The 26,621-nt window shown below is 72.0% G+C and carries 28 protein-coding genes and 2 tRNA genes; 15 read left to right on the forward strand and 15 right to left on the reverse strand.

Annotated elements, in window-relative coordinates; all coding sequences use genetic code 11:
* Window positions 1-7: 7 nt before the first annotated feature.
* Both ACTG9Q_RS19975 and ACTG9Q_RS19980 read right to left on the reverse strand, forming a co-directional pair.
* Window positions 8-391, reverse strand: a complete 384-nt coding sequence (locus ACTG9Q_RS19975; RefSeq protein ID WP_455574334.1) for a globin — start codon at window positions 389-391, stop codon at window positions 8-10.
* Between the two features lie 24 nt (window positions 392-415).
* Window positions 416-1,387 carry a mechanosensitive ion channel family protein gene (locus ACTG9Q_RS19980; RefSeq protein ID WP_455574335.1) on the reverse strand — a complete coding sequence of 324 codons (972 nt, stop codon included), beginning with the start codon at window positions 1,385-1,387 and terminating at the stop codon, window positions 416-418.
* A gap of 175 nt (window positions 1,388-1,562) precedes the next feature.
* Here ACTG9Q_RS19980 and ACTG9Q_RS19985 point away from each other — a divergent pair, with 175 nt between their 5' ends.
* Complete coding sequence (locus tag ACTG9Q_RS19985; protein ID WP_455574336.1) at window positions 1,563-2,234, forward strand: HNH endonuclease; 672 nt, start codon at window positions 1,563-1,565, stop codon at window positions 2,232-2,234.
* 66 nt (window positions 2,235-2,300) lie between these two features.
* On the opposite strand, the gene ACTG9Q_RS19990 is transcribed toward ACTG9Q_RS19985, so the two are convergent.
* Window positions 2,301-3,059 (reverse strand): hypothetical protein, encoded by a 759-nt coding sequence (locus ACTG9Q_RS19990; RefSeq protein WP_455574337.1) that lies wholly within the window; start codon window positions 3,057-3,059, stop codon window positions 2,301-2,303.
* Window positions 3,060-3,559: 500 nt separating this feature from the next.
* On the opposite strand from ACTG9Q_RS19990, the gene ctaJ reads away from it, so the two are divergent.
* Both ctaJ and ACTG9Q_RS20000 read left to right on the forward strand, forming a co-directional pair.
* Window positions 3,560-3,808, forward strand: a complete 249-nt coding sequence (gene ctaJ, locus ACTG9Q_RS19995; protein ID WP_455574338.1) for an aa3-type cytochrome oxidase subunit CtaJ — start codon at window positions 3,560-3,562, stop codon at window positions 3,806-3,808.
* Window positions 3,795-4,289 carry a DUF5130 family protein gene (locus ACTG9Q_RS20000; protein WP_455574339.1) on the forward strand — a complete coding sequence of 165 codons (495 nt, stop codon included), beginning with the start codon at window positions 3,795-3,797 and terminating at the stop codon, window positions 4,287-4,289. The genes ctaJ and ACTG9Q_RS20000 overlap by 14 nt, the downstream gene beginning before the upstream one ends.
* Window positions 4,290-4,383: 94 nt before the next feature.
* Here the strand turns inward: ACTG9Q_RS20000 and pepN are convergent, their stop codons facing one another.
* Window positions 4,384-6,948: an aminopeptidase N gene (pepN, locus tag ACTG9Q_RS20005; protein WP_455574340.1), complete on the reverse strand. Its 2,565-nt coding sequence runs from the start codon at window positions 6,946-6,948 to the stop codon at window positions 4,384-4,386.
* A 194-nt stretch (window positions 6,949-7,142) separates the two neighbouring features.
* Between pepN and ACTG9Q_RS20010 the strand changes: the two genes are divergently transcribed.
* Together ACTG9Q_RS20010 and ACTG9Q_RS20015 are read left to right on the forward strand one after the other, a co-directional pair.
* Window positions 7,143-7,760: a mycothiol-dependent nitroreductase Rv2466c family protein gene (locus ACTG9Q_RS20010; RefSeq protein ID WP_455574341.1), complete on the forward strand. Its 618-nt coding sequence runs from the start codon at window positions 7,143-7,145 to the stop codon at window positions 7,758-7,760.
* Window positions 7,761-7,850: 90 nt separating this feature from the next.
* Entirely contained in the window at window positions 7,851-9,278 is a 1,428-nt protein-coding gene (locus tag ACTG9Q_RS20015) for an aldehyde dehydrogenase family protein (RefSeq protein ID WP_455574342.1), read from the forward strand.
* Window positions 9,279-9,282: 4 nt separating this feature from the next.
* Here ACTG9Q_RS20015 and ACTG9Q_RS20020 read toward each other — a convergent pair whose 3' ends face one another.
* From ACTG9Q_RS20020 to ACTG9Q_RS20030, 3 genes are read right to left on the reverse strand one after another with little or no spacing between them, the layout of a single operon-like run.
* Window positions 9,283-10,074, reverse strand: a complete 792-nt coding sequence (locus ACTG9Q_RS20020; RefSeq protein WP_455574343.1) for an ArsR/SmtB family transcription factor — start codon at window positions 10,072-10,074, stop codon at window positions 9,283-9,285.
* Between the two features lie 32 nt (window positions 10,075-10,106).
* Window positions 10,107-10,787 (reverse strand): MBL fold metallo-hydrolase, encoded by a 681-nt coding sequence (locus tag ACTG9Q_RS20025; RefSeq protein WP_455574344.1) that lies wholly within the window; start codon window positions 10,785-10,787, stop codon window positions 10,107-10,109.
* 45 nt (window positions 10,788-10,832) lie between these two features.
* Window positions 10,833-11,531: a 2-phosphosulfolactate phosphatase gene (locus ACTG9Q_RS20030; RefSeq protein WP_455574345.1), complete on the reverse strand. Its 699-nt coding sequence runs from the start codon at window positions 11,529-11,531 to the stop codon at window positions 10,833-10,835.
* Between the two features lie 63 nt (window positions 11,532-11,594).
* Between ACTG9Q_RS20030 and ACTG9Q_RS20035 the strand changes: the two genes are divergently transcribed.
* From ACTG9Q_RS20035 to ACTG9Q_RS20045, 3 genes are all read left to right on the forward strand, one after another.
* Window positions 11,595-12,062, forward strand: coding sequence for a ribose-5-phosphate isomerase (locus ACTG9Q_RS20035; RefSeq protein WP_455574346.1), 468 nt, complete (start codon window positions 11,595-11,597; stop codon window positions 12,060-12,062).
* Window positions 12,062-12,868, forward strand: coding sequence for an Fpg/Nei family DNA glycosylase (locus ACTG9Q_RS20040; RefSeq protein WP_455574347.1), 807 nt, complete (start codon window positions 12,062-12,064; stop codon window positions 12,866-12,868). The genes ACTG9Q_RS20035 and ACTG9Q_RS20040 overlap by 1 nt, the downstream gene beginning before the upstream one ends.
* A gap of 101 nt (window positions 12,869-12,969) precedes the next feature.
* Window positions 12,970-13,098 carry a hypothetical protein gene (locus ACTG9Q_RS20045; RefSeq protein WP_455574348.1) on the forward strand — a complete coding sequence of 43 codons (129 nt, stop codon included), beginning with the start codon at window positions 12,970-12,972 and terminating at the stop codon, window positions 13,096-13,098.
* Window positions 13,099-13,124: 26 nt separating this feature from the next.
* Here ACTG9Q_RS20045 and ACTG9Q_RS20050 read toward each other — a convergent pair whose 3' ends face one another.
* The 3 genes from ACTG9Q_RS20050 to ACTG9Q_RS20060 all read right to left on the reverse strand — a co-directional run bounded on the left by ACTG9Q_RS20050 (window position 13,125) and on the right by ACTG9Q_RS20060 (window position 15,528).
* The gene (locus ACTG9Q_RS20050) at window positions 13,125-13,910 is read right to left on the reverse strand and encodes a hypothetical protein (protein WP_455574349.1); all 786 of its coding nucleotides are present in this window, start codon (window positions 13,908-13,910) and stop codon (window positions 13,125-13,127) included.
* 56 nt (window positions 13,911-13,966) lie between these two features.
* Window positions 13,967-15,184: a GNAT family N-acetyltransferase gene (locus tag ACTG9Q_RS20055; RefSeq protein ID WP_455574350.1), complete on the reverse strand. Its 1,218-nt coding sequence runs from the start codon at window positions 15,182-15,184 to the stop codon at window positions 13,967-13,969.
* A 270-nt stretch (window positions 15,185-15,454) separates the two neighbouring features.
* Window positions 15,455-15,528, reverse strand: a tRNA-Pro gene (locus tag ACTG9Q_RS20060).
* 67 nt (window positions 15,529-15,595) lie between these two features.
* Here ACTG9Q_RS20060 and ACTG9Q_RS20065 point away from each other — a divergent pair.
* A tRNA-Gly gene (locus ACTG9Q_RS20065) sits at window positions 15,596-15,666 on the forward strand.
* A 156-nt stretch (window positions 15,667-15,822) separates the two neighbouring features.
* Entirely contained in the window at window positions 15,823-16,200 is a 378-nt protein-coding gene (locus tag ACTG9Q_RS20070) for an NUDIX hydrolase (protein WP_455574351.1), read from the forward strand.
* A gap of 36 nt (window positions 16,201-16,236) precedes the next feature.
* On the opposite strand, the gene ACTG9Q_RS20075 is transcribed toward ACTG9Q_RS20070, so the two are convergent.
* Window positions 16,237-16,629 (reverse strand): SCO5389 family protein, encoded by a 393-nt coding sequence (locus tag ACTG9Q_RS20075; RefSeq protein WP_455574352.1) that lies wholly within the window; start codon window positions 16,627-16,629, stop codon window positions 16,237-16,239.
* Window positions 16,630-16,760: 131 nt separating this feature from the next.
* Between ACTG9Q_RS20075 and ACTG9Q_RS20080 the strand changes: the two genes are divergently transcribed.
* The 5 genes from ACTG9Q_RS20080 (at window position 16,761) to clpX (ending at window position 22,144) form a co-directional block, all read left to right on the forward strand.
* On the forward strand, window positions 16,761-17,783 hold the full coding sequence (locus ACTG9Q_RS20080) for an LLM class flavin-dependent oxidoreductase (protein ID WP_455574353.1): 1,023 nt from the start codon (window positions 16,761-16,763) through the stop codon (window positions 17,781-17,783).
* A 72-nt stretch (window positions 17,784-17,855) separates the two neighbouring features.
* Window positions 17,856-19,199, forward strand: coding sequence for a trigger factor (tig, locus tag ACTG9Q_RS20085; protein ID WP_455574354.1), 1,344 nt, complete (start codon window positions 17,856-17,858; stop codon window positions 19,197-19,199).
* Window positions 19,200-19,349: 150 nt separating this feature from the next.
* Window positions 19,350-19,928 (forward strand): ATP-dependent Clp protease proteolytic subunit, encoded by a 579-nt coding sequence (locus tag ACTG9Q_RS20090; RefSeq protein WP_455574427.1) that lies wholly within the window; start codon window positions 19,350-19,352, stop codon window positions 19,926-19,928.
* A gap of 22 nt (window positions 19,929-19,950) precedes the next feature.
* A complete protein-coding gene (locus ACTG9Q_RS20095; protein ID WP_455574355.1) occupies window positions 19,951-20,568 on the forward strand; it encodes an ATP-dependent Clp protease proteolytic subunit in 618 nt (205 codons plus the stop codon).
* A 280-nt stretch (window positions 20,569-20,848) separates the two neighbouring features.
* Window positions 20,849-22,144 (forward strand): ATP-dependent Clp protease ATP-binding subunit ClpX, encoded by a 1,296-nt coding sequence (clpX, locus tag ACTG9Q_RS20100; RefSeq protein ID WP_455574356.1) that lies wholly within the window; start codon window positions 20,849-20,851, stop codon window positions 22,142-22,144.
* A gap of 52 nt (window positions 22,145-22,196) precedes the next feature.
* Here clpX and ACTG9Q_RS20105 read toward each other — a convergent pair whose 3' ends face one another.
* From ACTG9Q_RS20105 to ACTG9Q_RS20120, 4 genes are all read right to left on the reverse strand, one after another.
* Window positions 22,197-23,045 (reverse strand): alpha/beta hydrolase, encoded by an 849-nt coding sequence (locus tag ACTG9Q_RS20105; RefSeq protein ID WP_455574357.1) that lies wholly within the window; start codon window positions 23,043-23,045, stop codon window positions 22,197-22,199.
* Between the two features lie 154 nt (window positions 23,046-23,199).
* A complete protein-coding gene (locus ACTG9Q_RS20110; protein WP_455574358.1) occupies window positions 23,200-24,366 on the reverse strand; it encodes a CaiB/BaiF CoA transferase family protein in 1,167 nt (388 codons plus the stop codon).
* Window positions 24,363-25,184, reverse strand: a complete 822-nt coding sequence (gene fdhD / locus ACTG9Q_RS20115; protein ID WP_455574359.1) for a formate dehydrogenase accessory sulfurtransferase FdhD — start codon at window positions 25,182-25,184, stop codon at window positions 24,363-24,365. Before fdhD ends, ACTG9Q_RS20110 begins: the two co-directional genes overlap by 4 nt.
* A 71-nt stretch (window positions 25,185-25,255) precedes the next feature.
* Window positions 25,256-26,587, reverse strand: a complete 1,332-nt coding sequence (locus ACTG9Q_RS20120; protein ID WP_455574360.1) for an alpha-lytic protease prodomain-containing protein — start codon at window positions 26,585-26,587, stop codon at window positions 25,256-25,258.
* Window positions 26,588-26,621: the final 34 nt, after the last annotated feature.

The raw sequence follows: 26,621 nt of genomic DNA on the forward strand, positions 1-26,621 counted from the left end.
GACTCTTTCAGACCCAGCTGTTCATCAGGCTGTTCGCGGCCGATTCCAGGTACTGCCACAGCTGCGCCTGGTGCCGCTCGTCCAGCCCCGCCTCGTCGACGGCGACCCGCATGCAGCGCAGCCAGGCGTCGCGTTCGATCGGGCCGATGGTGAACGGATTGTGCCGCATCCGCAGGCGGGGGTGGCCCCGCTGATCGGAGTAGGTGTGTGGACCGCCCCAGTACTGCATGAGGAACAGCCGCAGCCGGTCCTCGGCCGGGCCGAGGTCCTGCTCGGGGTAGAGCGGGCGCAGCACCTCGTCCTTGGCGACCTCGACGTAGAACCGGGCGATGATCCGGCGGAACGTGTCCTCACCGCCGACCGCGTCGTAGAAGTTCTCAGGTGTTGCCACCCCACCATCCTCCCCCACGCCCGCCTATGCCGGGGGCGGGGGGAACAGCCTGGCGAACGGCGGCTGGATGTCCGCGGCCTCCATCGCCCCCATCGCCCGCGCGCGAAGGGCCCGCTGCACCGCCCACTGCCTGCCAGGACGCACCTTCACGGTCACCCGCAGGGTCATCCCCTCCGGGGTGACCTTCTCCACACCGAGGACCTCCGGCGGCTCGATCACATCGCCCGAGAACTCCTTGTCCTCGGTCAGCTCCGCGCTGACCCGGCGCAGGATCTCGTTCACCTGTTCGACGTCGACGCTGTAGCCGACCGGCAGGTCCACCAAGGCCACCGCGAAGCCCTGGCTGGAGTTGCCGACCCGCAGGATCTCGCCGTTGCGGACGTACCAGACGGTGCCGTTGACGTCGCGCAGCGTCGTCACCCGCAGCCCGACGCCCTCGATGGTGCCGATGGCCTCGCCGAGGTCCACGACGTCACCCATGCCGTACTGGTCCTCCAGCAGCATGAAGATGCCGGAGAGGAAGTCCTTGACCAGGTTCTGCGCGCCGAAGCCGAGCGCGACGCCGACGATGCCCGCCGAGGCGATGATCGGCGCCAGGTTCAGCCCCAGCTCGCCGAGGACCAGCACCACCGCCAGGCCGTAGACCACGAAGGTGATGATCGACTTCAGCACCGAGCCGATCGTCTTGGCCCGCTGGGCCCGCCGCTCGCTCAGCATCGACCCCAGCGCGTTCGGCGCGCGCTCCCGCAGCGGGCGCAGCAGCTTCGGGGGTTTCCCGTCGCCGGTGGTGAGGCGGTCGATCAGCCTGCGCGCCATCAGCCGCAGGACGGCGGCGACCAGCACGATCAGCAGGATCTTGGCGGGCTTGGCGACCAGCCAGTCCGCCGAGGCGGCCACCCAGGCGTTGCCCGTCAGGTCGTAGACCTCTCGACACCACGAGCCGGTCTCGTCCAGGCACGGCGGCGGTTCGAGGTGGAGGGGAAAGTTGGCAGTCATCGGCGCCGACGATAGCCAGGGCACGCGCCGGGGTTCAAAGAGCGTGCGCCGCGTTGCTCCACTAGGGCACTGTTGACGCGGCGGTCCTGGCTAGATGCGGGACACGTCACACAACAGACGTGCGTTCAAGGGCCGACTTATGGTCGACTTAGACAGCACTGGTGGAGGTGGTCGAGTGCCAGACCGACAACCGACTCCCATCGGCGCCGTCCACGGGGTGGCGCCGATGGCCTCGTTGTGCGCGAAACCGTCCTCCGGACTGGACGCGCGCATGGCCCAACTGCCCGATCCGGGCGGCGGACCCCTCCCGGTCCAGCGTCAGGGCCCCACGTGGAGTCGGCGTCGAGTCCTGCTGCTCAACGCCACGTACGAGCCGCTCACCGCGCTGCCGATGCGGCGCGCCGTGGTGCTGGTGGTCTGCGGCAAGGCCGAGGTCGTGCACGGCGACCCCGCGGGCCTGGTCGTGCACTCGGCCAAGTCCAGCGTCGAGATGCCCTCGGTGATCCGGCTGGCCACCTACGTGCGGGTGCCCTACCGCGGTCGGGTGCCGCTGACCAGGGCCGGGCTGATGCTGCGCGACCGCTACCGCTGCGCGTACTGCGGGGGTCGGGCGGAGACGATAGACCACGTGGTGCCGCGCAGTCGCGGCGGGCAGCACACGTGGCAGAACTGCGTCGCGTGCTGTGCCAAGTGCAACCACCGCAAGGCCGACAAGCTCCTGACGGAGCTGGGCTGGAGGTTGCGGGTGGTGCCTTCGGCGCCCCGGGGGCCGCACTGGCGGCTGCTCGCCGGGGTGGTCGACGCCGACCCGCTCTGGTTGCCCTATCTGGGGGAACCCGCCGCGTGATCGTCGATCGGCCTGCTCGTCGAACTGAAACTGTCGGTGATCCTGGGTACTGTCGGTGCTGTGAGGTCAGGCTGCGGTGACACGGGGGCCGCCCGTGACGCGCGTGCCCCGGGTGACCCGGGTGCCGAAGTCCACGGCGGTCACCCTGGTGCCCCTGGTCACGCGGGTGCCATTGGTGACCCGCGTGCCGCGAGTCACGCGCGTGCCGAAGTCGACCGCGGTGACCCGAGTGCCGAATTCCATGGTCGCGCCGTTGGTCACGCGCGTTCCGCGGGTGACGCGGGTGCCGAACCCGGCGGTGACCCTGGTGCCGAAGTCCTCGGTCGCGCTGGTAACCCGCGTTCCCCGGGTGACCCGGGTGCCGAACTGCATGGTCGCGCCGCTGGTGACCCGGGTTCCGCGAGTCACGCGGGTGCCGAATTCCATGGTCGCGCCGTTGGTCACGCGCGTTCCACGGGTGACCCGGGTGCCGAATTCCATGGTCGCGCCGCTGGTGACCCGGGTTCCGCGAGTCACGCGCGTACCGAAGTCGACCGCCGTGACGCGGGTGCCGAACTCGGCGGTGACCCTCGTGCCCCGGGTTCCCCTGGTGACCCGGGTGACCCGGGTGCCCATCCGGGCCAGTTCAGCGGCGACCCTCGTGCCCCTGGTGACGCGGGTTCCCCTGGTCACCCGCGTGCCGCGCTCCTCGGCGGTGACCCTGGTGCCGCGCGTGACCCGGGTGCCCCTGGTGACCCGGGTGCCGAACTCGGCGGTGACCCTCGTGCCCCGGGTGACCCGGGTTCCCCTGGTGACCCGCGTGCCGCGGGTGACTCGCGTGCCCATGACGAGAATCTCCTTCTCGTTGGCCGAAACTCTGGTGCGGTCGGTCTCCGGGGTGTCAGGATGCACAACAGTGACCCTCGTGCCCCGCGTGACATGGGTACCCCGGGTGACGCGAGTGCCACCATTCAGGTAATGCGTGGACTCGCCCGTCTGGGTGAAGATCCTTGCCTCATCGAGGGAAGCAATGATGTACATGGAGTGTCCTCCCGGGAGCGGTCACACATCGATCAAGGAGTGAGCTGTTTCGCAAGGGCCGTATAGGTGAAAGCTATGACCCTGGTGGGTAACCGACAAGACGTCAACCCACCGCAAGGCCGTTCGCCTGCCCACTTAGGGCCGTTCGCCTCTTGTTGGTACGCCCTTTGTGCTACCCGGGGGGCTGGCCGTCGGCCTAATGGCCTTACCAAGAGAGCACCAACCATTTACTGAGAGTTACTCCCGCTTGAGTGCGGGTAGGGCGGCGCGGGGTGGTGGGCTCATTGTGGGTTACCGTAGCGCCCGTGACGATCGTCGAGACCCTTCTCGTGTTCGCCGTCATTCCGCTGGCGATCTACGGAATGGTCGCGCTGGTGACCTTGCGCGACCGGTTCGCGAAGAATCCCCGGTACCGCCCAGGCCAGGAGTGGGAGTTCGACCCGGTCTGGTGGACGGCCAACCCCGCGGGCCTGCACTCGAGCCACAGCGCGGCCTCCGCCACTGACAGCGCGCCCCGGCGCACGGCCAAGGGAGGTGCCCGTGGGAGCTGGTGAGCTGGTCCGCCACGCCGACACCGGTGTTGAGGACCCCGACCACGGGTACGGCTCCGCGGTGACCGCGAGCGGCCGGGTCTCGGTGGCCAGGGCCAAGACCCCGGCCGAGCCGGGACTGCCGTTCTCCACCGTCCAGCTGACCCGTCTCGACGAGGCGCTGACGCTCTCCTCGCGCTCCACCGGGCTGCTGTTCAGCATCTACCTCGGCGCCCTCGGGGCCGACTCCCGCGACCGCGCGGAGGAGCTGCACGCGGCCATCGGCGAGCACTCCGCCAACGCCGTCCTCATAGCGGTCTCACCCGGACAGCGCAAGGTCGAGATCGTCACAGGCACCGAGTCCGCGCGCCGGTTGCCCGACCGCGGCTGCAACCTGGCCATCATGACGATGGTCGCCTCCTTTAAGGAGGGCGACCTGACCGGTGGCCTGGTCAGCGCGCTGCGCATGCTGGCCGACCAGGCGGGAACCGCGCCCCGCAAGTGATCCGCTGATCCACTGATCCGCCGATCGACTCCGCTCCACTGGTGAACCACGACGAAGGGCCCGGACGACATGGTCCGGGCCCTTCGTCGTGTGCTCACGATCCGTCGAACTCCCGGGCGGCCAGGGCGCGCAGGATGCCCGCCCTGCCCTCGGAGACCAGCCTGCGCAGCGCGGGCGGGTGGTCGGCGGCCAGCCACGCGTCGGAGGACTCCACAGTGGAGGGGGCCACCGCCCAGGCCGGGTACAGGCCCAGCACCATCGACTGCGCCCGCTCGCTGGAGCGCCGGGCCCACACGTCGGCGACGTCCTCGAAGTAGCGCGCGGCGAACGGGGCCAGCAGCTCGCGCTGGGCCGGGTGGGAGAAGCCGTTGATGATGGCCTCGCTCACCGCGTTGGGCAGCTCGTCGTCGTGCACCGCGCGCCGCCACGCCTCGGTCTTCGCCGCCTCGGTGGGGACCAGCGCGCGGGCCCGCTCGGCGTGCCGGTTGCCCGCCGCGGTGGAGTCCGCGCGCAGCTCGGCGTCGATCTCGTCCTCGCCTGCGGCGCCGTGCGCCACCAGGGCGAGCAGCAGGCGCCAGCGCAGGTCGGTGTCCACGGCCAGGCCGGGCAGCGGGTCGCTGCCGTCCAGCCAGCCGCGCAGCACCGCCGTCTTCGCCGCGTCGAGCGCGGAGCCGGTCAGCGAGTTGACGTAGGCCAGCTGGTGGTCCGAGCCGGGCTCGGCGGTGCGGGCCAGCTCCAGCACCCGGTCGGTGAACGACGCCCACCCGGTGGGGGAGTAGGCCGGGTCGGCGTAGGAGGCCAGGGCGGTCTGGGCCTGCAGCAGCAGCCGCTGCACGACGCCGACCTCGGTCTCGGCGGCCAGCCCGCGGCAGACCAGGGTGACGAAGTCGCGGGCCTTCAGCTCGGCCTCGCGGGTCATCTCCCAGGCCGCCGACCAGCACAGCGTGCGCGGCAGCGGCTCGGTGATGTCGCCGATGCGGTCGACCAGCGTGGTCAGCGAGCCGGGGTCGAGGCGCATCGTGCAGTAGGTCAGGTCGTCGTCGTTGACCAGCACGAGCTTGCCGCGCGAGACGCCGACCAGGTCGGGCACGTCGGTCTGCTCGCCGTCGACGTCGACCTCGACGCGGTGGGTGCGCACCAGCCTGCCGTCGACGTCGTCGTACACGCCGATGGCCACGCGGTGGGTGCGCAGCTCGCCCGCGCCGGGCTTGGCGCCGCCCTGCAGGACCGTGAACGCGGTGAACTTGCCGTCGGCGACCTCGAAGCGCGCGCGCAGGGAGTTCAGGCCGGTGGTCTCCAGCCACTGCGCGCTCCACCACGACAGGTCGCGGCCCGACGCCGCCTCCAGCGCGGCCAGCAGGTCGCTCAGGGTCGCGTTGCCCCAGGCGTGCTTGTCGAAGTAGACCCGCAGGCCGGACAGGAAGTTCTCCAGCCCCACGTAGGCCACCAGCTGCTTGAGCACGCTGGCGCCCTTGGCGTAGGTGATGCCGTCGAAGTTGACCTCGACGGCCTCCAGGTCCGGGATGTCGGCGGCGACCGGGTGGGTTGAGGGCAGCTGGTCCTGGCGGTAGGCCCAGGACTTCTCGATGTTGGCGAAGCTGGTCCAGGCGTGGACGTACTCGGTGGACTCGGCCTGGGCCAGCACCGACGCCCAGGTGGCGAAGGACTCGTTGAGCCACAGGTCGTCCCACCAGCGCATGGTCACCAGGTCGCCGAACCACATGTGCGCCATCTCGTGCAGCACGGTCTCGCAGCGGCGCTCGTAGGCGTAGCGGGTGACCCTGCTGCGGAAGACGTAGTCCTCCAGGAAGGTCACGCAGCCCGCGTTCTCCATCGCGCCCGCGTTGAACTCCGGCACGAAGCACTGGTCGTACTTGCCGAAGGGGTAGGGCACGCCGAAGGCGCGGTGGAAGAAGCCGAAGCCCTGCTTGGTCTCGGTGAACAGGCGCTCGGCGTCCATGAACTCCGCCAGCGACGCCCGGCAGTAGATGCCCAGCGGGATCGTGCCGTGCTCGTCGACGTAGGCGTCGCGCCACTCGGCGTAGGGGCCCGCGACCAGGGCGACGAGGTAGGTCGACATGCGCTCGGTGGTGGTGAACTCGTGGCGGACCGCGCGGTTGTCCCCGGCGGGGACCTCCGACTGCAGCGGCGCCGCGGAGTTGGAGATGACCTTCCAGTCGGCCGGGGCGAGCACCGCGAGGGTGTAGACCGCCTTGAGGTCGGGCTGGTCGAAGCAGGCGAACATCCGCTTGGCGTCGGCGGTCTCGAACTGCGAGTACAGGTACACGCCCTTGTCGACCGGGTCGACGAAGCGGTGCAGGCCCTCGCCGGTGTTCATGTACTCGCAGGTGGCGACGATGGTCAGCTCGTTGTCCGCGGCCAGGTCGGGCAGCTCGACGCCGGTCCCGGGGGTGTAGCCGGAGACGTCCAGCGCCACGCCGTTGAGCTCGGCGGACTCCACCGAGCGGGCCACGATGTCGATGAAGGTGCGGGCGCCGGGCTCGCGGGCGCTGAAGCGCACCGTCGTGCGGGAGCCGAAGGTGGCCTCTCCCGGCTGGCCGAGACCGTCGGTGAGATCCAGCTCGACGGTGTAGGACTGCACCTCCAGCAGGGCGGCCCGCTCGCGGGCTTGGTCACGGGTCAGGTTGGGCGCGGCCACGGGACACCTCGGGGAACTCGGGTTCACGGCGAGGCGGGGGTCCTCGCAGGGTCGGTACTGACAATCGCATCCAATCACGCTTCGGGTACCGAGCGGGGTGAGGTGGGCGCGGGAAGGATTGCGTGCGCCGCCATGTTGCACGGCTTGGGCGGACGCACTGCCGCCGAATGGACCCCGAGCATGGAGAGCCACACATGACCGCCGCTGCCGAGAAGGCCCGTGTCGACTTCTACTTCGACCCCGTGTGCCCCTTCGCCTGGATCTCCTCGCGCTGGATTCTGGAGGTCGAGCGGCACCGCGACCTCGACCTGCGGTTCCGGGTGATGAGCCTGGCGGTGCTCAACGAGGGCCGCGAACTGCCGGAGCAGTACCGCGACCTGATGGAGAAGGCGTGGGGCCCGGTGCGCGTGGCCATCGCCGCGGCGCAGGCGCACGGCGACGAGGTCCTGCGCGAGCTCTACACCGCGCTGGGCACCCGCATCCACAACGGCGGCGACAACGACTACCAGGCGGTGGTCGTCGAGGCGCTGGCCGAGCTGGGGCTGCCCGCGTCGCTGGCCGAGGCGGCGACGTCCACCGAGTACGACGACGCGCTGCGCAAGTCCCACCACGAGGGCATGGACCCGGTGGGCATGGACGTGGGCACCCCGACCATCCACGTCGACGGGGTGGCGTTCTTCGGCCCGGTGCTCAACGCGATCCCGCGCGGGGAGGAGGCGGTGAAGGTCTTCGACGGCGCCCGGCTGCTCGCGGGCAACCCGCACTTCTTCGAGCTGAAGCGCACCCGCGCCGATGGGCTGGACTTCTCCTGATGTGACCTTGCGCGCCGTGCGCGCCGCCAACCGGATGTGACACCCTGAGCCCGTACTCGCGTGTAGGTGTCACATCCGGTTGGAGGACCCATGGCTGCTCCCGTCACCGCCCGTACCGGCCACGTCATCGGCGGGGCGTTCCTGGACTCCGGGAGCGACCGGATCGAGGTGGTCAACCCGGCGACGGAGGCGGTCATCGCCAGCGTCCCGTCGGGCACGGCGGCCGACGTCGACGCGGCGGTCTCGGCGGCGTCGGCCGCGCTGCCCGCGTGGTCGTCGACGGACCTCGCCGAGCGCGCCGCCGCCGTCCGCCGGGTGTCCGAGCGGCTCGCCGCCCGCCGTGACGAGCTGGCCGCGACGATCACCGCGGAGATGGGCTCGCCGATCACGTTCTCCACCAAGGTCCAGGCGACCCTGCCCGCGGTGACCTCCGCGGGCGTGGCGTCGCTGGTCGAGTCCGGCTACTCCTTCACCGAGGAGATCGGCAACTCGCTGGTCGTCCGCGAGCCGGTGGGCGTGGTCGGGGCGATCACCCCGTGGAACTACCCGCTGCACCAGATCGTCGCCAAGCTCGCGCCCGCGCTGCTCGCGGGCAACACCGTCGTGCTCAAGCCCAGCGAGGTCGCCCCGCTCAACGCGTGCCTGCTCATGGAGGTCTTGGCGGCGGCGGGCATCCCCGACGGCGTGGTGAACCTGGTCCACGGCGTCGGCCCGGTCGTCGGCGAGGCGATCGCCGCGCACCCCGGCGTCGACATGGTCTCCTTCACCGGCTCGACCGCGGCGGGCAGGCGCGTGTCGGCGGTGGCGGCGGCGACCATCAAGCGGGTCGCGCTGGAGCTGGGCGGCAAGTCCGCGAACATCGTGCTGGACGACGCCGACCTGGGCCTCGCGGTGAAGATCGGCCTGGCGAACACCTTCATCAACGGCGGCCAGACCTGCACGGCCTGGACCAGGATGCTGGTCCCCGCCGCCCGCCACGACGAGGCCGTCGCCCTGGCCTCGGCCGCGGCGGCGAAGTACACCGTCGGCGACCCGACCGACCCGAAGACGCGCATCGGCCCGATGGCCTCGCTCGCGCAGCGGGACCGGGTCCTGGACTACATCCGCGTCGGCCAGGAGGAGGGCGCCGTCCTCGCCCACGGCGGCGACGTGTCCGCGCTGCCCCCGGTCGGCGCCTACGTGCCGCCGACGATCTTCGCGGGCGTGCGCTCGGACATGCGCATCGCCCAGGAGGAGATCTTCGGGCCGGTGCTGGCGATCCTCCCGTACTCCGACGACGACGAGGCCGTGGCGATCGCCAACGACTCGGTGTACGGCCTGTCCGGCTCGGTGTTCTCCGCCGACACCGACCGCGCCCTCGCCATCGCCCGGCGGATGCGCACCGGCCAGGTGGACATCAACGGCGGCGCGTTCAACCCGCTGGCCCCCTTCGGCGGCTACAAGCAGTCCGGCAACGGCCGCGAGCTGGGCCGCTACGGCGTCGAGGAGTTCACCGAGGTCAAGTCCATCCAGCGCTGACGCCTCACCGCGGGTCGTTCTCCGCCATCTGGGCGGCGCGACGCTCGGCGCGCATCTCCCAGGGCGCCTGCGGGAGGACGTGGCCGGTCTCCAGAAGGGACTTGAGGTTGGCCATCACCGCGGGCCAGCCCTCGGAGATCGCGTCGTGGTCGTCCTGGGTGGCCAGGTTCTCGTGGGTGACGGTGAGCCGGACGATCTCGCCGTGCGGCTCGATCTCGAAGGTGACCTGCGACGGCTCGCCGAAGGTGACCACCAGCCGCGTGGGCGGCACGGCTTCCACGACCGTGCCGACCACGTCGGCGATGCCGGAGCCGTCGGTGCGCCGGTGCTCCCAAGTGGAGCCGACCTGCCAGTCCGAGATGTTGCTGTGGCCCCAGTACTCGGCGGTGACGTCGGCGTCGGTCAGCGCGTGCCAGACCTTCTCCGGCGTGCTCTGGATGTAGGTCACGTACACGTAGGTCGGCGGGTGGTCCATGTCGGGTTCCTCTGCTCGTCGCTTCAGCGCGCCCAGCGCCCGCAGGCGGGGGCGCTCGAACTTGTCGATCCACCGTTCCTGGATCGCGTGCAGGGGAACGGGGTTGAGGTAGTGCAGCTTCTCCCGTCCCCGGCGGACCGCGCTGATCAGGTTGGCGGCCTCCAGGACGGCCACGTGCTGGCTCACCGACTGGCGCGCCATGTCCAGGTGCGCGCACAGCTCGCCCAGCGTCTGCCCGTTGCGCTCGCGCAGCCGGTCGAGCAGGTGCCGCCGGGTCTGGTCGGCCAGTGCCTTGAAGACCTTGTCCGTCTCTGCGGTCACGGCCAATTATGCAGGCATTTGCCTGCCTATTGTCAACCCCGGCCGAGCTCGTCGCGCTGCGCGGCGACGAATCGGGCGTCGACCGGTTCGCCATGGCCGGGGACGACCGTCTCCGGGCGCAAGGCCAGCAGGACGTCGAGGGCGCCCGGCCAGCGGTCCGGGTGCGCGTCGGGTCCCACCGACGGTGGCGCTCCCTGCTCCACCAGGTCACCGGCGAACACCACGCCCGCGTCCGGCACGTGCACGGCGATGTCGTGGTCGGTGTGCGCCCGTCCGGGGTGCAGCAGCGTGACGGTGCGCCCGCCGAGGTCGAGGTGGACGCGGTCGGTGACGTCGTGGGTCGGCAGGACGGGCCGGGCGCCCGCGACGCGGGCGGCGATCTCCGGCCTGCCCTCGTCCCGGTAGCGCTGGGCCCACTCGGCGGCGTGCTCGCCGGTGGCGATGGCGGCGCGGCAGCGCGGGTGGGCGTGGACGTCGGCGCCGGGGAAGGCCGCGGTGCCGAGGAAGTGGTCGAAGTGCGCGTGGGTGATCACCACCGTCCACGGCAGACCGGTCAGCGAGCGGACGGCGGCGGCGAGTTCGGCGCCGTGGGCCTCGTCCATGCCGGTGTCGACGACCAGGCAGCGCCGCGTGCCGACGACCAGCCCCAGGGTCTGGTCCAGCTCCGCGTAGCGGCGGGCGTGCACTCCGGGAGCGACCTCGATCCAGCGCATGGCCCCAGTGTCCCGCTAGGTCGTGTCCCACACCTGAAACACGGCCTAGACGTACACGCCGTCGGTCAGGCGGGGGACGGTGGCGCTGGCGCCGTAGGCGGCGGCCAGGGCCACATCGGCGGCGTGACCGCCCGCGGCCAGTTCCCGGCCCGAGGCGCACGCGCCCAGGATGGCGGACAGGTCGTCGCTGTAGGCCAGGAACGCGGCCTCGGCGGCCCTGGCCTCCGGGGACCGCGCGCCGCCGAGGGCGTGGACGATGGCGCCCGCGCCGAGCAGGTCCTCCACGGCCGGGCGCAGCGCGTCGTGCGGCCACCGCTCGCCCGCGGGGATGACCGCCACCGGCCCGCCCGCCGCCTTGGCCGCCGCCGCGACGGCCTCGGCGTTGCGCAGGCAGCCCGCGAGCACCGTGCCCGTCGCCGCCGCGCTCAGCGTCGCGCCGTTGGGGGAGGGCAGGGCGAGGAAGGTGCCCGCCGGGATGGCGGTCAGCGACGCGGGCCGCAGCGTCCACTGCCCGTCGCCCGCCAGGACCGCGCCCGCCTGACGGGCCGCTGACTCCGCGCGGTCGTCGCGCCAGCGCACCGGCAGCACGCGGGCGCCCCGCGACAGGGCGATGTCCACCGACGTGGAGAACGACAGCACGTCCACGATCACCACGGTCGGGCAGGTGGCGAGCGTGGCCAGGCCCTCGGGCCCCCACTCCAGGCGGACGTCGAAGCCGGACTGGTCGTATGCGTTCCGCGTCACGCGCACAGTCTTATCCGGACCTCGGTACCGCGCTCGCGGAGATTCGGTGGCACACTGCGCGGCGTGCGCGTCTATCTGGGTTCCGACCACGCGGGGTTCGAGCTGAAGGCCCACCTCGCCAAGCACCTCGCCGCCGCGGGGCACGACGTCATCGACGTCGGCCCCGCCGAGTACGACGCGCAGGACGACTACCCGCCGTTCTGCATCGAGGCCGCCCGCCGCGTCGTCGCCGACGACGGCAGCCTCGGCGTCGTCATCGGCGGCTCGGGCAACGGCGAGCAGATCGCCGCGAACAAGGTGCCCGGCTGCCGCGCGGCGCTGGCCTGGAGCCCGGAGACCGCGCGGCTGGCCCGCGAGCACAACGACGCCCAGGTCATGGGCCTCGGCGCGCGGATGCACACGCCCGAGGAGGCCGCGGCCATCGTCGAGGCGTTCCTGGCCACGTCGTTCTCCGGCAACGAGCGCCACGCCCGGCGGATCGCCCTGATCTCCGACTACGAGCGCACCGGCGAGCCCCCGGCCCTGGGCTGATGCCCGAAGGCCACACCCTGCACGCCCTCGCCCGCGCCCACCAGCGCCGGTTCGCGGGTGCGCCGGTCGCGGTGTCGAGCCCCCAGGGCCGCTTCGCCGCGTCCATTGTGGACGGACGCGTGCTGCGGCGCGCGGAGGCCCACGGCAAGCACCTGTTCCACGTCTACGGCCCGGACGCGATCGTGCATGTCCACTTGGGACTGTGGGGCGTGTTCACCGAGTCGGCGCTGCCCGTGCCGGAGCCCGTCGGCCAGGTCAGGATGCGCGTGGTCGGCGCCACGCACTACACGGACCTGCGGGGCCCGAACGTCTGCGAGGTCCTGACCGAGGTCGAGGTGAAGTCCCTGCGCGCCCGCCTCGGCCCGGACCCCCTGCGCCGCGGCGCCGACCCCGACCGGGTCTGGTCCCGCATCAGCCGCTCCCGCGCCCCGGTGGGCGTGCTGCTGATGGATCAGGCCGTCATCGCGGGCGTCGGCAACGTGTACCGCGCCGAAGTCCTGTTCCGCCACGGCATCCACCCGCTGACCCCCGGCCGCGACGTCGACCACGCGGTGTGGGCCGACATCTGGACGGACCTGGTCACCCTCATGCGACTGGGCGTCCGCCGCGGCCGCATCGACACCGTCCGCGACGAACACCTCCCCGCCGCCATGGGCCGCGCCCCCCGCGCCGACCGCCACGGCGGCGAGGTCTACGTCTACCGCCGCGCCGGCCAGCCCTGCCTGATCTGCTCAACCCCCGTCGCCATGGCAACTCTCGCCACCCGCAACCTCTACTGGTGCCCAACCTGCCAACCCGAACGCTGAACCGCGGCCGACTCCTCGACCAGCCGCGGTTGGCCTGCGGGGCAGGCCCATTGGGTTTCCTTGAAGGGGGATTGGCGGCCCAAGCGCGCGGGTGTCAGGGTATGCAGCCGATGCTGCGCCAGTTCCCCCGGTGGGTCGCGCGGATCACCAGCGCCTTGGAGCACGGCAGGCCCGGGGTGACGGTGCGGCTGTTCGCCTGTTCGCCCACGAGCGGGAGCGGCGGCACCTGACCGGCCTGGTCGACGCGGCCGGTGGGTCAGAAGAAGTCCATGCCGCCGCCGAAGTCGCCCCCGCCGTGGTCCCCGCCGCCCAGGTCGCCTCCCCCGTAGTCGCCGCCGCCGTGGTCCCCGCCGCCCGCGTCGCCGCCGGTGTCCGCGCCCTCGGCGCCCGCGTCGGCCTGGCCCGCGTCGTAGCCGGAGGCCCAGGCGTCGGCGGAGGCGACGCCCGCCATGCCCGCGAACATCGTGCTGAACAGCAGCATCGAGCCGACGCCCCACGCGCCCGCGACCAGGGCGGGCCGCCACCACGGCTCGCTGTACCAGCCGCGGGGGACCGAGCGCCCGGCGACGCGGCCGCCGGGGTAGTAGTACGGCGTGCCCTGGCCCGCCTCGGGGGAGGCGCTGTAGTTGTGGCCCTCCACCGCGACGCGGCGGTGTTCGCTGACCGCGCCCGCGCGGGCCGCGTCCGGGTCGACCGGGAGGTCGGGCCCCGGGTCCAGTCCCATGGCGAGGCGGGCCGCGCGCACGTAGTACAGGCCCTCCAAGGCGGTCTTGGTGACCAGGCGGCACTGCTCGACGGTCATCGCCTGGTCCATTTGCGACCCGGCCGCCGTGTAGCGCTCCGCGGCGTCGGCCAGCGCCTGCTGGGTGGCCTGGGTGGTGCCGCTCAGGTTCATGACCTGCCCGCCGAGGCGCTCCACCCAGCGGCGGGCCTCGGCCTTCGCGTCGTCGATCTGGGACCGGCGTTTGCCCGCCTGGTTGCGCGCGGCGGCCAAGCCGATCACGACGACCGCCAGGACCAGCACGATCAGCACGATCTCCACTGCGACCTCCTCGCGTCACCATGACAACGGGGCGGCCACCCGCAGGGTTCCCGAGGTCAGAAGACCTCCAGCGTGCGGGGCTCGCGGTCGGACAGCAGCGCCGCCGACAGCGCGGCCACCGCGCCGGTGGTGCGCTCGGTGACGCGGCCCGCGTCGGCCAGGCGGGTCAGCCGGGTGCCGCCGAGGTAGGCCGCGCCCAGCTCGGTGCTCCCCGTGGCCAGGTCGGCGGGGTCACTCGTGCGGGTGACCGTCGGCACGCCCTTCTCGTCCACGGTGAGGCGGACCCGGCCCGCGTTCCACGGGCAGTGCTCGTCGGCGACCTCAACCACCACGTCGACGGGGCGGCTGTAGCGCCGCTGGGCGAGGGCGCGGTCCACGTCCACCAGGCGGATGTAGAGCCCGTCACCGGTCTTGGCGAGGGCGGCCCGGGAGTTGTCGAGCATCAGCGGCAGCGGGTCGTCGACGGCGGCCCAGTACTCGACCTCCCCGGCGAGGTCGGTGTCGAGCAGGTACCGCAGCAGCGCGGCGTGGGCCTGCGGGGTGGTCGCGACCAGTTCCTGGATCTGCACCTCGCCCGCGAAGCCGCGCTCGCCGTAGTGCGGCCTGACCCGGTACGCCGCGTAGCCCTGCGGGTGCACCGCCCACCGCTGCCCCGACCTGCCGTTGCGCAGGCTCTCGGGGTCGAAGGCGAAGTCCCGCCAGTCCCGGTCGACCCGGCCCAGCGCGCCCGCCCGGTCGGCGGCGTAGGTCTCGTACAGCGCCTTGGCCAGCGGCAGCGCCTCGTCGGCCGACAGCTCCCGCACCCGCTCGCCGCCGAGGTCCACCCCGGCGCGGAAGGGCGCCTTGGCCGAGATCGAGTAGGTGATGTGGAAGGTCGCGGGCCCGTACCCGAAGCGCTGGTAGATCGCCGCCTCGGAAGCCCACAGCGCCGCGACGGCAGGCCCGCCCGCGTCGTGGATCTCCTGGAACTGCGCGCGCATGATCCGGGTCAGCAGCCCCCGCCGCCGGTGGTCACCCGCGACCGCCACGAAGGTGACCGCCGCCAACGGCACCACCGTCCGCTCCGGCAGCGTCAACCGCCGCTCGATCACCGACCCGCTCCCCACCAGCCGTTCGCCGTCGAACACCCCCACCTGCCGCGACCCCTCCAACTGGATCGCCATACGAGCGGTCCGGTCCGCGAGGTTGTCGGCACTCAGAAACGCCCCATGGAACAGCTCAGCCAGCGCGCCACGATCCTCAACGCCCAGCCCTCGAAACGTGTATTCGCCCACCCCGCAGGTGTACGCCCACCCACCCCAACCCCGCCACCCAGTTTCCGCGACCCGATTGAACCCGCCGCGTCCTGACCGCGCCCTCTGCCTGGGCTACCAGGGCCAAGGCGCCTGCACCTATTCGCTGGGAGTGGAGACGTGAGCGTGTGGGGCTTCCACTGCGGTGAAACCCCCACCTCCAAGCGGGGTGTCACCGAGCACGATGTGGGCTCCGCTGATCCCGTCGAATCACATGAAAAGGGCCTCTCACCAGTGGTGAGAGGCCCATTGTCGGGCTGACAGGATTTGAACCTGCGACCCTCCGCTCCCAAAGCGGATGCGCTACCAAGCTGCGCCACAGCCCGGGGTCTGCCCGATCAGCCTAGCGCGACCCGCTAAGCTGTTTCCCGTGCCGGTCCCCAGGGGCCGCGCGCGGGCGTAGCTCAATGGTAGAGCCCTAGTCTTCCAAACTAGCTACGCGGGTTCGATTCCCGTCGCCCGCTCAACGACCCGGCCGGGTCCGCCTTCACGGTGGACCCGGCCGTTCGTGTGGACGGGGGTGTCGCTCGCCACAGCCAGTCGGGTGAAACCCCTTGGGAGTTCTGGAGTTCACGGTGAACGCCTTGGTGTCCGGCGGTGGGTTTCGGTAGGCAGGACGCATGCCGTACAACGCTGTGGTCGAGTCCGCTGTCAACCGGGCCGTGGTTGAGCTGAGCGCGGTCGTGGTTGACGACGCGGGGTTGGTGCTGATGGTGCGACAGGGGCGGGCGCTGGAGCTGCCCGCCGGTCCGCTGTTCGCCGGGGAGACCGCCGAGGCCGGGGTCGCGCGGGTGGTGGCCTGGTCCACCGGGGTGCTGGTGGAGGTCGGCGACCTGGTCGGCGTGCACAGCGGGCGGGAGTTCGGGGTGTGCTTCCGCGCCCGGCCGCTCACCGGGGAGCTGCGGGCCCGCGCCGAGTGGGTGGAGCCCGAGGAGTTCGCCGCGCTGCCGGTGCCGCGGGAAGCGCGGCTGCGCGTCGAGCACGTCTTGGCGTGGTGAGCCGGGCCCTCCGCCAGAGCGCAGGGCCCGACCCGGTCAGCAGTCGCGCAGTTCCGGCGACTGGTTGAGCAGCTGCCCGCGGGGGCTGATGAACGCGCGGTACCGGTCGCTGTCCACCGCGGCCGGGCGGAACGCCGCGACGCGGTGGCAGTTCTGGAAGGCCAGCTTCACGCCGAAGTGGCGCTCAAGGCCGCCGCGGATGGCGTCGGAGGCGAGGGCGCGCAGCAGCTGGCCGCGCTCGGCCTCGCTGGGCGGTGGGATCTCGTGGTCGGCGAAGCCGTCCGCCCGGTCCCGCACGTCCGTGGCCACCCGGGAGACGACCTCCCAGGCGTAGGGCAGCGACACGCGGACGCAGTCGACGAAGTCGGCGTCGTCCACCGGGCCGCGCTCGGCTCGGGCGAGCAGGTCGGCGGGAACATCGAGAGACATCGCACCTCCATGGGGATGGTCTCGTTCCTGCCTACCCGCCGTGTTGAGCGATGATCAACCCTTACCACCGGAATGGTTGAAACCCGCTTCCACCGGTTGCGCGGCCCCCTGGCCGCCGGTACCTGGCCAGGGTGACCATCGGTGTCTTCCTGCTCGCCCCCCGCTTCCCCGGCCAGACCGACCGCGGCGCCCTCGGCCGCGCGCTGCGTGCCCTCGACGCCGCCGAACACGCGGGCCTTCCCGAGGCGTGGATAGCCGAGCACCACTTCATGCCCTACGGCGTGTGCCCCGACGCCCTGACCTTCGCCGCCCTCGCCCTGGGCCGGACCCGGCGCATCGCCGTGGGCACCGCCGTGAGCGTGCTCAGCACCGCCCACCCGGTCGCCCTCGCCGAGCGCGCCCTGCTGCTCGACAACCTCGCCGACGGCCGGTTCCGCCTCGGCGTCGGGCGCGGCGGTCCCTGGGTGGACCTGGAGGTCTTCGGCGCCGGCCGCGAGCGCTACGAGCACGGCCTCGCCGACACCCTCGACCTGCTGCTGCGCGCGCTGGTAGGCCCCACGGTCAGCGGCACGAGGCGGTTCCCGTTCCGCGAGGTCGCCGTCGTGCCCGCGCCCGCCACCTACCCGCACCCGCCGGTCGCCGTCGCCGCCACCTCCCGCGCGACCGTCGCCCTGGCCGCCGCCCGCGGGCTGCCCCTGCTGCTGGGCATGCACGTCGGCGACGACGACAAGCGCGGCATGGTCGAGCACTACCGCGCCGCGGGCGGGCCCGCCGACGCCGAGCACGTCAGCGCGGTGCTCGCCCACGTCGCCGACAGCCGCGCCGAGGCCGTCGCCCAGGTCATGGCCACCGCCCCGGGCTGGCTGCGCGCGGGCCTGGCCGCGCACGTCCCCCTCGACGGCGCGCTCGGCCCGACCCGCGACCCGCACCGCTACGCGCGGCTGCTCTGCGACCTGCACCCCGTCGGCGACCTGGACTACTGCGCCGAGCAGTTGGCCAGGTCCACGGCGCGGACGGGCGTGCCGCGGACCATCGCGTTGGTCGAGGCCACCGGCGACGCCGAGCACACCCTGCGCACCGTCGCGGCGCTCGGCGCGCTGCACAGGGCACTCGTGCCTACCCCGCCCGCGTCCGACCTGGGCAAGCTCGCCTAGACTCGGGCGCTGATCCCGGCGGCCAGCTGCGTCGCGGGGCCCATTCGGAAAGTCAGTCGCAAGGAGAACACGTTGAAGAGCACCGTCGAGCAGCTGAGCCCGACGCGGGTACGCATCAACGTCGAGGTGCCGTTCGACGAGCTCAAGGCGAACTTCGACCGCGCCTACCGCAAGCTCGCGGGCCAGATCCGGATTCCCGGCTTCCGCCCAGGCAAGGCCCCCGCGCGGGTCATCGAGTCCCGGGTCGGCCGCGCGCCGATCCTGGACGAGGTGGTCAACGAGGCCATCCCGGCGAAGTACATGGAGGCCGTCAACGCCGCCGAGATCAAGGCGCTCGGCCAGCCCGACATCGAGCTGACCAAGTTGGAGGACGGCGACCACCTCGCCTTCACCGCCGAGGTCGACGTGCGCCCCGACATCACCGTCCCGGCCTATGACGGCTTCGCCGTGACCGTCGACGAGGTCGAGGTCACCGACGAGGAGGTGGCCGAGCAGCTCGACGAGCTGCGCGCCCGCTTCGGCACGCTGACCGGCGCCGAGCGCCCGGTGGAGACCGGCGACTTCGTCTCCATCGACCTGACCGCCACCGTCGACGGCGTCGAGGTCGAGGACGCCAAGACCTCCGGCCTGAGCTACGAGGTCGGCACCGGCCAGCTCATCGAGGGCATCGACGAGGCCCTGGTCGGCGTGTCCGCGGGCGAGTCGGCCACCTTCTCCACGGCCCTGGTCGCCGGGGAGTACGCGGGCAAGGACGCCGAGGTCATCGTGACCGTGCAGTCGGTCAAGGTGCGCGAGCTGCCCGAGCCCGACGACGAGTTCGCCCAGCTGGCCAGCGAGTTCGACTCGGTCGACGAGCTGCGCGCCGACCTGCGCGAGCGCCTCGGCCGGGTCAAGAAGATGCAGCAGGGCGTCCAGGCCCGCGACAAGGTCCTCGAGGCGCTGCTGGAGGCCGTCGACGTCCCGCTGCCGGAGAAGGTCGTGCAGACCGAGGTGGACAACCGACACCACGACGCCGTCCACTCTTTTGAGCACGACGACGCCAAGCTGACCGAGTTCCTGGAGTCGCAGGGCCGCACCCGCGAGGACTTCGACAGCGAACTGCGCACGGACGCGGAGAAGTCGGTCAAGACCCAGCTCGTCCTCGACGCCATCGCCGAGACCGAGCAGGTCCAGGTCAACGACGCCGAGCTGACCGAGCGCATCATCTACCAGGCCCAGCGCTTCGGCGTCAGCCCCGACGAGTACGTGCAGCGGGCCCAGCAGTCCGGCCAGCTCGGCGCGATCTTCGCCGACGTGCGCCGCGGCAAGGCGCTCGCCGCGGTCGTCCGGGAGGCCAAGGTCACCACCGAGGCGGGTGCCGAGGTCGACCTCTCGGAGCTGTTCGGCAAGCAGGCGGATGAGGCCCCGGCTGAATGAGTGGCAGCGTCTGTGACGCTGTGAGCGAAAGTGGGCGGTGTCGGGCAGTCGACGCCGCCCGCCTTCGTTAATGTCGATTGGGAGATCACTGGTAGTGGCTTCAGACTTGGGAGAAGGCAGGCAGACGTGACGCAGCACCCCACGCCCCACATGCGGTCGGCGACCGCGGGGCTCAACCTCAACGACTCCGTCTACGAGCGGCTGCTCCGCGAGCGCATCGTCTTCCTCGGCTCCGAGGTCGACGACGACATCGCCAATCGCATCACCGCGCAGCTGCTGCTGCTGGCCGCCGAGGACCCGGAGAAGGACATCACCTTCTACATCAACTCCCCGGGCGGCTCGGTCACCGCGGGCATGGCCGTGTACGACACCATGCAGCTCATCGAGCCCGACGTGGCGACCTGGGGTCTGGGCTTGGCGGCGTCGATGGGGCAGTTCCTGCTCGCGTCGGGCACGCCAGGCAAGCGCTACGCGCTGCCGCACACCCGCGTGATGATGCACCAGCCCTCCGCGGGCATCGGCGGCACGGCATCGGACATCGCCATCCGCGCCGAGGTCTACGCGAAGTGGAAGTACGAGATGGCGGTCATCACCGCTGAGCAGACCGGGCAGACCGTGGAGAAGGTCACCCTGGACGCCGACCGCGACCGCTGGTTCACCGCCGAGGAGGCCAAGGAATACGGCTTCGTCGACCACGTGGTGTCCCGCGTCGGCCGCACGGTTAACTGACCGCACGAACAGGAGCCTCGCCGTGAGCAACCTTCAGTCCCGCTACGTGCTGCCCTCGTTCGTGGAGCGCACCAGCTACGGGGTCAAGGAGTCCAACCCCTACAACAAGCTGTTCGAGGAGCGGATCATCTTCGTCGGCGTCCAGATCGACGACGCCTCCGCCAACGACGTGATGGCGCAGCTGATCTACCTGGAGTCCGCCGACCCCGACCGCGACATCACGATGTACATCAACTCCCCGGGTGGCTCGTTCACCTCGCTGATGGCCATCTACGACACCATGCAGTACGTCCGTCCCGACATCCAGACGTTCTGCCTCGGCCAGGCCGCCTCGGCCGCCGCGGTGCTGCTGGCCGCCGGTACCCCGGGCAAGCGCATGGCCCTGCCCAACGCCCGCGTGCTGATCCACCAGCCCGCCACCGAGGGCACCTACGGGCAGGTCTCCGACCTGGAGATCCAGGCGGCGGAGATCCAGCGCGTGCGCCGCCAGATGGAGGCCATCCTGGCCAGGCACACCGGCAAGGACCAGGAGCGCATCCGCACGGACATCGAGCGCGACAAGATCTTGACCGCCGCCGAGGCGGTGGAGTACGGCATCATCGACGAGGTGCTGCCGTACCGCAAGCTCTCGGGCAAGTAATCGAGATCGACCTGTCCGACGCGGCCGAAACCGCACGAAAGCGACCGACACACGGGCCGCTTTGGGCTTATCGTGACGGTGCAGAGCAATTCGGCCGCGTCGGGGTACAGGTTCTCCCGTAACACGGGGGTAGACAGGTACCGTCGAGGGCAACGGACGCGACCGGCCCGGTGCGCACGCCAGGGTCGTGCCGCACCCGGCGAGGCCGGGACGGTCGCGGTCGGTCGGACAGCCAGGTGCGCTCCCCCAGGCGCACCGGAGGGGACAGAGGTCAGCGACCATGGCACGAATCGGTGATGGCGGAGACCTGCTCAAGTGCTCTTTCTGTGGAAAGAGCCAGAAGCAGGTGAAGAAGCTCATCGCCGGCCCCGGCGTCTACATCTGCGATGAATGCATCGATCTCTGCAACGAGATCATCGAGGAAGAGCTGGCCGAGGCGGGCGACGTCAAACTTGACGAGCTGCCGAAGCCGCTGGAGATCCACGAGTTCCTCGACCAGTACGTCATCGGGCAGAACGACGCCAAGCGGTCTCTGGCCGTGGCGGTCTACAACCACTACAAGCGCATCCAGGCTGGCGAGCGTGCCCGCCCGGAGGGTCGCGAAGGCCGTGGCGAAGAGACCGTAGAGCTGGCGAAGTCGAACATCCTCATGCTCGGCCCCACGGGCTGTGGCAAGACCTACCTGGCCCAGACGCTGGCCAAGCTGCTCAACGTGCCCTTCGCCATCGCCGACGCCACGGCGTTGACCGAGGCGGGCTACGTGGGCGAGGACGTGGAGAACATCCTCCTCAAGCTGATCCAGGCCGCCGACTACGACGTCAAGCGGGCCGAGACCGGCATCATCTACATCGACGAGGTCGACAAGATCGCCCGCAAGAGCGAGAACCCGTCGATCACCAGGGACGTCTCCGGCGAGGGCGTGCAGCAGGCGCTGCTGAAGATCCTGGAGGGCACCACCGCGAGCGTGCCCCCGCAGGGCGGGCGCAAGCACCCCCACCAGGAGTTCATCCAGATCGACACGACGAACGTGCTGTTCATCGTGGCGGGCGCCTTCGCGGGCCTGGAGCGGATCATCTCCGACCGGGTCGGCAAGCGCGGCCTGGGCTTCGGCGCCGAGATCCGCACGAAGGCGGAGACCGACGCCGCCGAGGTCTTCGCCGACACCATGCCCGAGGACCTGATCAAGTTCGGTCTCATCCCGGAGTTCATCGGCCGCCTGCCCGTGCTGGCCAGCGTGACGAACCTGGACAAGACCTCCCTGGTCCGCATCCTGACCGAGCCGCGCAACGCCCTGGTGAAGCAGTACAAGAAGCTGTTCGAGATGGACGGCGTCGAGCTGGAGTTCACCGACACCGCCATGGAGGCGGTGGCCGACCAGGCCATCCTCCGCGGCACCGGCGCCCGCGGCCTGCGCGCGATCATGGAGGAGGTCCTGCAGTCGGTGATGTATGACATCCCGTCGCGGACCGACGTGGCCAAGGTCGTGATCACCGAGCAGACGGTGCGGGAGAACGTCAACCCGACCATCGTCTCGCGCCAGCCGACGCGGCGGGAGCGGCGGGAGAAGTCGGCCTAGACCTGCTGGTCTAGATCGGCCAGCCCAGATCTGCCTGCTCAGATCTGCCGGCTCAGACCTGGTCACCGAGCCAGGTCAGGACGTCAGGGACCACGCGGTCGAAGAACCCGCCCCCGTGTTCGCCGGGGCCGGTGTACGCGACCGCGGGGTTCGCCTGCTCGATGAACAGCCGCGCGCCGTCGATGAACATGTCCTCGGTGCCGCACCAGATGCCCACCGGGGTCCGCTCCAGGGCGGGGATGTGCCGCAGCGGGTCCAGGGCGGCCCATTCCCGCTCGCCCGCGAAGATGCCGCGCTTGTCCATCTCCGGCCAGTTCGTGATGAGGGCGGGGGCGATGGTGGCGACGGCGCGCAGCGGCGCCTTCCGCTCGCACCGGCGCCGGGCGTAGACGAGCGCGCCGAACCCGCCCATGGAGATGCCCGCGCAGGCGAAGGGCGCGCCGAGGTGCCGCGCCGCGAGCCACCGGGGGACCTCGTCGAGCAGCATCGCCATCGGGTCGTCGCCGGGGGTGCTCTCGTGCCAGTAGTTGTCCCCGCCGTCGACGGAGACGAACGCGAACGGCGGGATCGCCTCGTGGGCCACCAGGCTCACCAGGTGCTCGGCGAGCCGCCCCGGGAAGGCCGTGGCCGCGTCGCCGCGGCGGCCGTGCAGGAACAGGCAGACCGGCAGGTTCTTGGTGGGCAGCTCGGTCGGCAGGATCGTCACCATCGCGACCTCGCGCCCGCGGGCCGCCGACCGCAGGCGCTCGGTGCGGACGACCGGCTTGGGCACCCGCTGGCCCGCCGCGCCGATCGTGCGGGCGAACAGGGCGGCCTGGGGCAGGGTGCCGGTGGCGATGGCCGCCGCGGTGCCCGCGACGGCGGCCGCCCCGGTCAGCAGCAGTGAACGCCTGCTCAGCATGGCCCCTCCTGCCACAGGGTTTCCAGGTGGCCGGCGGTGCGCGCGTCCTTTCACCACATCGGGGGTTAGCCCGAAAGTGTTTCCTTGGTCGTGTTTCCGGTGTGGAGCTGAACATGGCCGCGCCGGTCCGGCGCACCACACCGGGGAACGCGGTCTAGACGACGCCGCGGGCCCGCAGGTCGTCCGGGGACCAGCCGAGCCAGGTGAGGACGGCGTCGGTGTGCTCGCCGGTGGCCGGGACCGCGGCGGGGGTCCAGTCCCAGGTGTCGGCGTCGACGGGCGGGCGCAGCATGGGCACGGCGCCGCCGGGCACGGCGACGGCGCGCCAGCGGTCGCGGGCGGTGAGCTGGGGGTGCTCGGCCAGCTCGGCGACGCCCCGGGTCCGGGCGGCGGGCACGTCGGCGGCGTCCAGGGCGGACAGCAGGGTCTCGGCGTCGACGGTGTCGAAGTACGGCTGGAGCTCGGCGTGCAGGGCGCCCCGGTGCGCGACCCGGTCGGCGACGCTCCGGTAGTCCGGGTGCTCGGCCAGGTCCGCGCGCCCGGCGACCCCGCACAGCCGCCGCCACTGCCCGTCGTTCTGCACGGCCAGGTGGACCGTGCCGCCGCCCGCGCAGGTGAACGGGCCGTACGGGGCGATGGTCGGGTGGTGGGCGCCCGCGCGCTGCGGGTCGCGGCCGGTGCCCAGGGCGTAGAGGACCGGCTGGTGCATCCACTCGGCCAGCGCCTCCATCAGGGTCAGGCGCAGCGTGGCGCCCTCGCCGGTGCGGCCCTTGCGCAGCAGGGCGGCCAGGATGCCCGCGTGCAGCTGGACCCCGGCGGCGATGTCGGCCACGGAGATGCCCGCGCGGGCGGTGTCCTGGCCGGTCCCGGTCGCCGCGATCAGCCCGGTCTCGGACTGGATGAGCGCGTCGAACGCCTTGCGGTCGCGGTACGGGCCGCCCTCGCCGTAGGAGGACAGCTCGGCCACGACCAGGTCCGGGCGCCCCGAGCGCAGCGTGTCCGCGTCCACCCCGAGCCTGCGCGCGGCGCCGGGGGAGAGGTTGCAGGCCACCACGTCGGCGCGGGCGAGCAGGTCGGCGAGGACGGCGGCGCCGAGGTCGTGCTTGAGGTCGAGGGTGAGCGACTCCTTGCCGACGTTGGTCCAGGCGAAGTAGCTCGACACCTCGCCGCACGCCGGGTCGTAGTGGCGGGCGAAGTCGCCGCCGCCCGGCCGCTCGATCTTGATGACCCGGGCGCCGAGGTCGGCCAGCAGGCGGGTCGCGTAGGGCACGGCGACGGCCTGCTCGAGGCTGACCACCAGGATCCCGTCGAGCGGTCTCACGCGACGCGCTCCGCGCCGGTGTAGACGTTCATCGACGTCCCGCGCAGGAAGCCGATGAGGGTGATGCCCTGCTCCTCGGCCAGTTCCACGGCCAGCGACGAGGGCGCCGACACCGCGGCCAGCACCGGCACGCCCGCCATCGCCGCCTTCTGCACCAGCTCGAAGGACGCCCGCCCGGAGACCATCAGCACGGTCCCGGCCAGCGGCACCAGCTCGCGCATCAGCGCCCAGCCCAGCACCTTGTCCACGGCGTTGTGCCTGCCGACGTCCTCGCGCACCGCCAGGGCCTGCCCGGTGGCGGTGAACAGCCCCGCCGCGTGCAGGCCGCCGGTCGCGGCGAACACCTTCTGGCCCTCGCGCAGCGCGTCGGGCAGCGCGGTGAGCACGCCCACGGGCACGGCGGTGGTGTCGGCGGCCGGGGAGTGGCGGGTGCGCAGCCGCACCGCGTCCAGCGCGGCCTTGCCGCAGACGCCGCAGGACGAGGTGGTGTAGAAGTTGCGCTCGACCCCGGGGTCCGGCGGCGCGACGCCGGGGGCGAGGGCGAGGTCGAGCACGTTGTAGGTGTTGCGGCCCTCGGCGTCCACGCCGTCGCAGTAGCGGGCCAGCGCGATGTCGGCCCGGTCGGCGATGACGCCCTCGGTGAGCAGGAACCCGTGCGCCAGTTCCACGTCGTGGCCGGGGGTGCGCATCGTGACCGCGAGCGCCCGCCCGCCGACGCGCAGCTCCAGGGGTTCCTCGGCGGCCAGCGCGTCGGAGACCCGGGTGCGGCCTTCGGCGGTCACCCGCAGCACCGGCCGCCGCACTGTCACCCGTCCCATGGGGTTCAGCCTACGGAAAGAGGCGCCGCCCCCGACGCGTGCGTTCGTCGGGGGCGGCGGGTGTGGCGTGGCTAGACGCGCTGCCAGAGGGCGGGGGTGTTGGGCGGCTCCCAGCCGGGCATGGACGTGTGCGGCTGGATGACGCGGTAGGACGAGCCGCCGTAGGTGACGGTCGCGCCGGAGCCGTAGTAGGTGTACGGCGCCCAGGTGCCGCCGGGCGGGACCGGCGTGGTGGTGGTCGGGTCGGTCGGCCGGGTGGTCGTGGTCGGTCGGGTGGTGCTGGTGGGCGGGCCGCTGGTCACCAGGCGCAGGTTGTAGACCTGCAGGATCTCCAGCAGGGGCTGGAAGTAGATGGTGCCGCCGCTCTGGCAGTTGCCCGACCCGCCGGAGGTCACGCCCTGGGCCTGGTCGCCGGTGATCCACGAGCCGCCGGAGTCGCCGGGCTCGGCGCAGGCGTTGGTGCGGGTCAGGCCGGTGATGGTGCCCTCGGGGTAGGTGACCGAGGTGTTCTTCTGCAGGATGGTGCCGCAGCGCCAGCCGGTGGTCGAGCCGGAGCGGCAGACCGAGGAGTTGACCGGGGCCTCCTGCGAACCGGCGACCGGGACGGTGCCGGGGTAGCGGTTGACCAGCGCGCGCGGGGTGTTGCCCGCGGCGGTGCGCACCCAGGCGTAGTCGTTGCCGGGGAAGCTGGACCCGGCCACGGTGCCGCTCGGGTTCTGCGTCGCCGTGCCCGTCCGTCCACAGTGGCCCGCGGTGACGAAGCCGCCCTCGACGGCGAAGCCGATGGAGCAGCGCCCGGAGCCGAAGGTGTAGGCGTTGCCGCCGATGATGTCGATCATCGCCCGCGGGCTCTCGGTGCTGGCCTCGAAACCGACGATGCCGCCGCGCAGACCGGCCTTGGCCGCCCACGCCTTGGCCGCGGGCTCGCCGCCGGACTTGGCGAGCACGACGACCTTGTTGGCCATGACGTCGACGTACCAGCCGGGCACGGCCTTGGGGGCGGCGGCGGACTTGGCGTCGAGCAGCGCCTTGGCGGCGTCCAATTGGGACGCGCTGTGGGTGACGGTCTTGGCCACCGCGCCGTGGCCGCGGACCGCCGCCGCGAGCGCGGGGTCGGTCACCGCGACGGTGAGCGTGGTGCCGGTGCTGTCGAGCCAGGCGCCCGCGTAGCCGGGACCGAGGCTCGCCTTGAGGGCGCTGTCGGTGCGGGCGGCGGTCTTCTCGGTCGCCAGGCGCGCGCGTGCCTGGTCGGGGGTGATCTTGAGGTCTCGGGCCATCGCCGTGATCATGCCGGTGTCCTCGGCGCTGGACCTGGCGGTGGCGCTCGGCGTGAGGGTCAGGGCGGTGGCCAGGCCCGCGGCCGTGACTGCCGCGGTGGCGGCGGCTACCAGTTTGCGTTTCATGTCCGCTCTCCTTCGAGCATGCAGGGGGACGCCT

The organism is Actinokineospora lacus, from assembly GCF_053813445.1.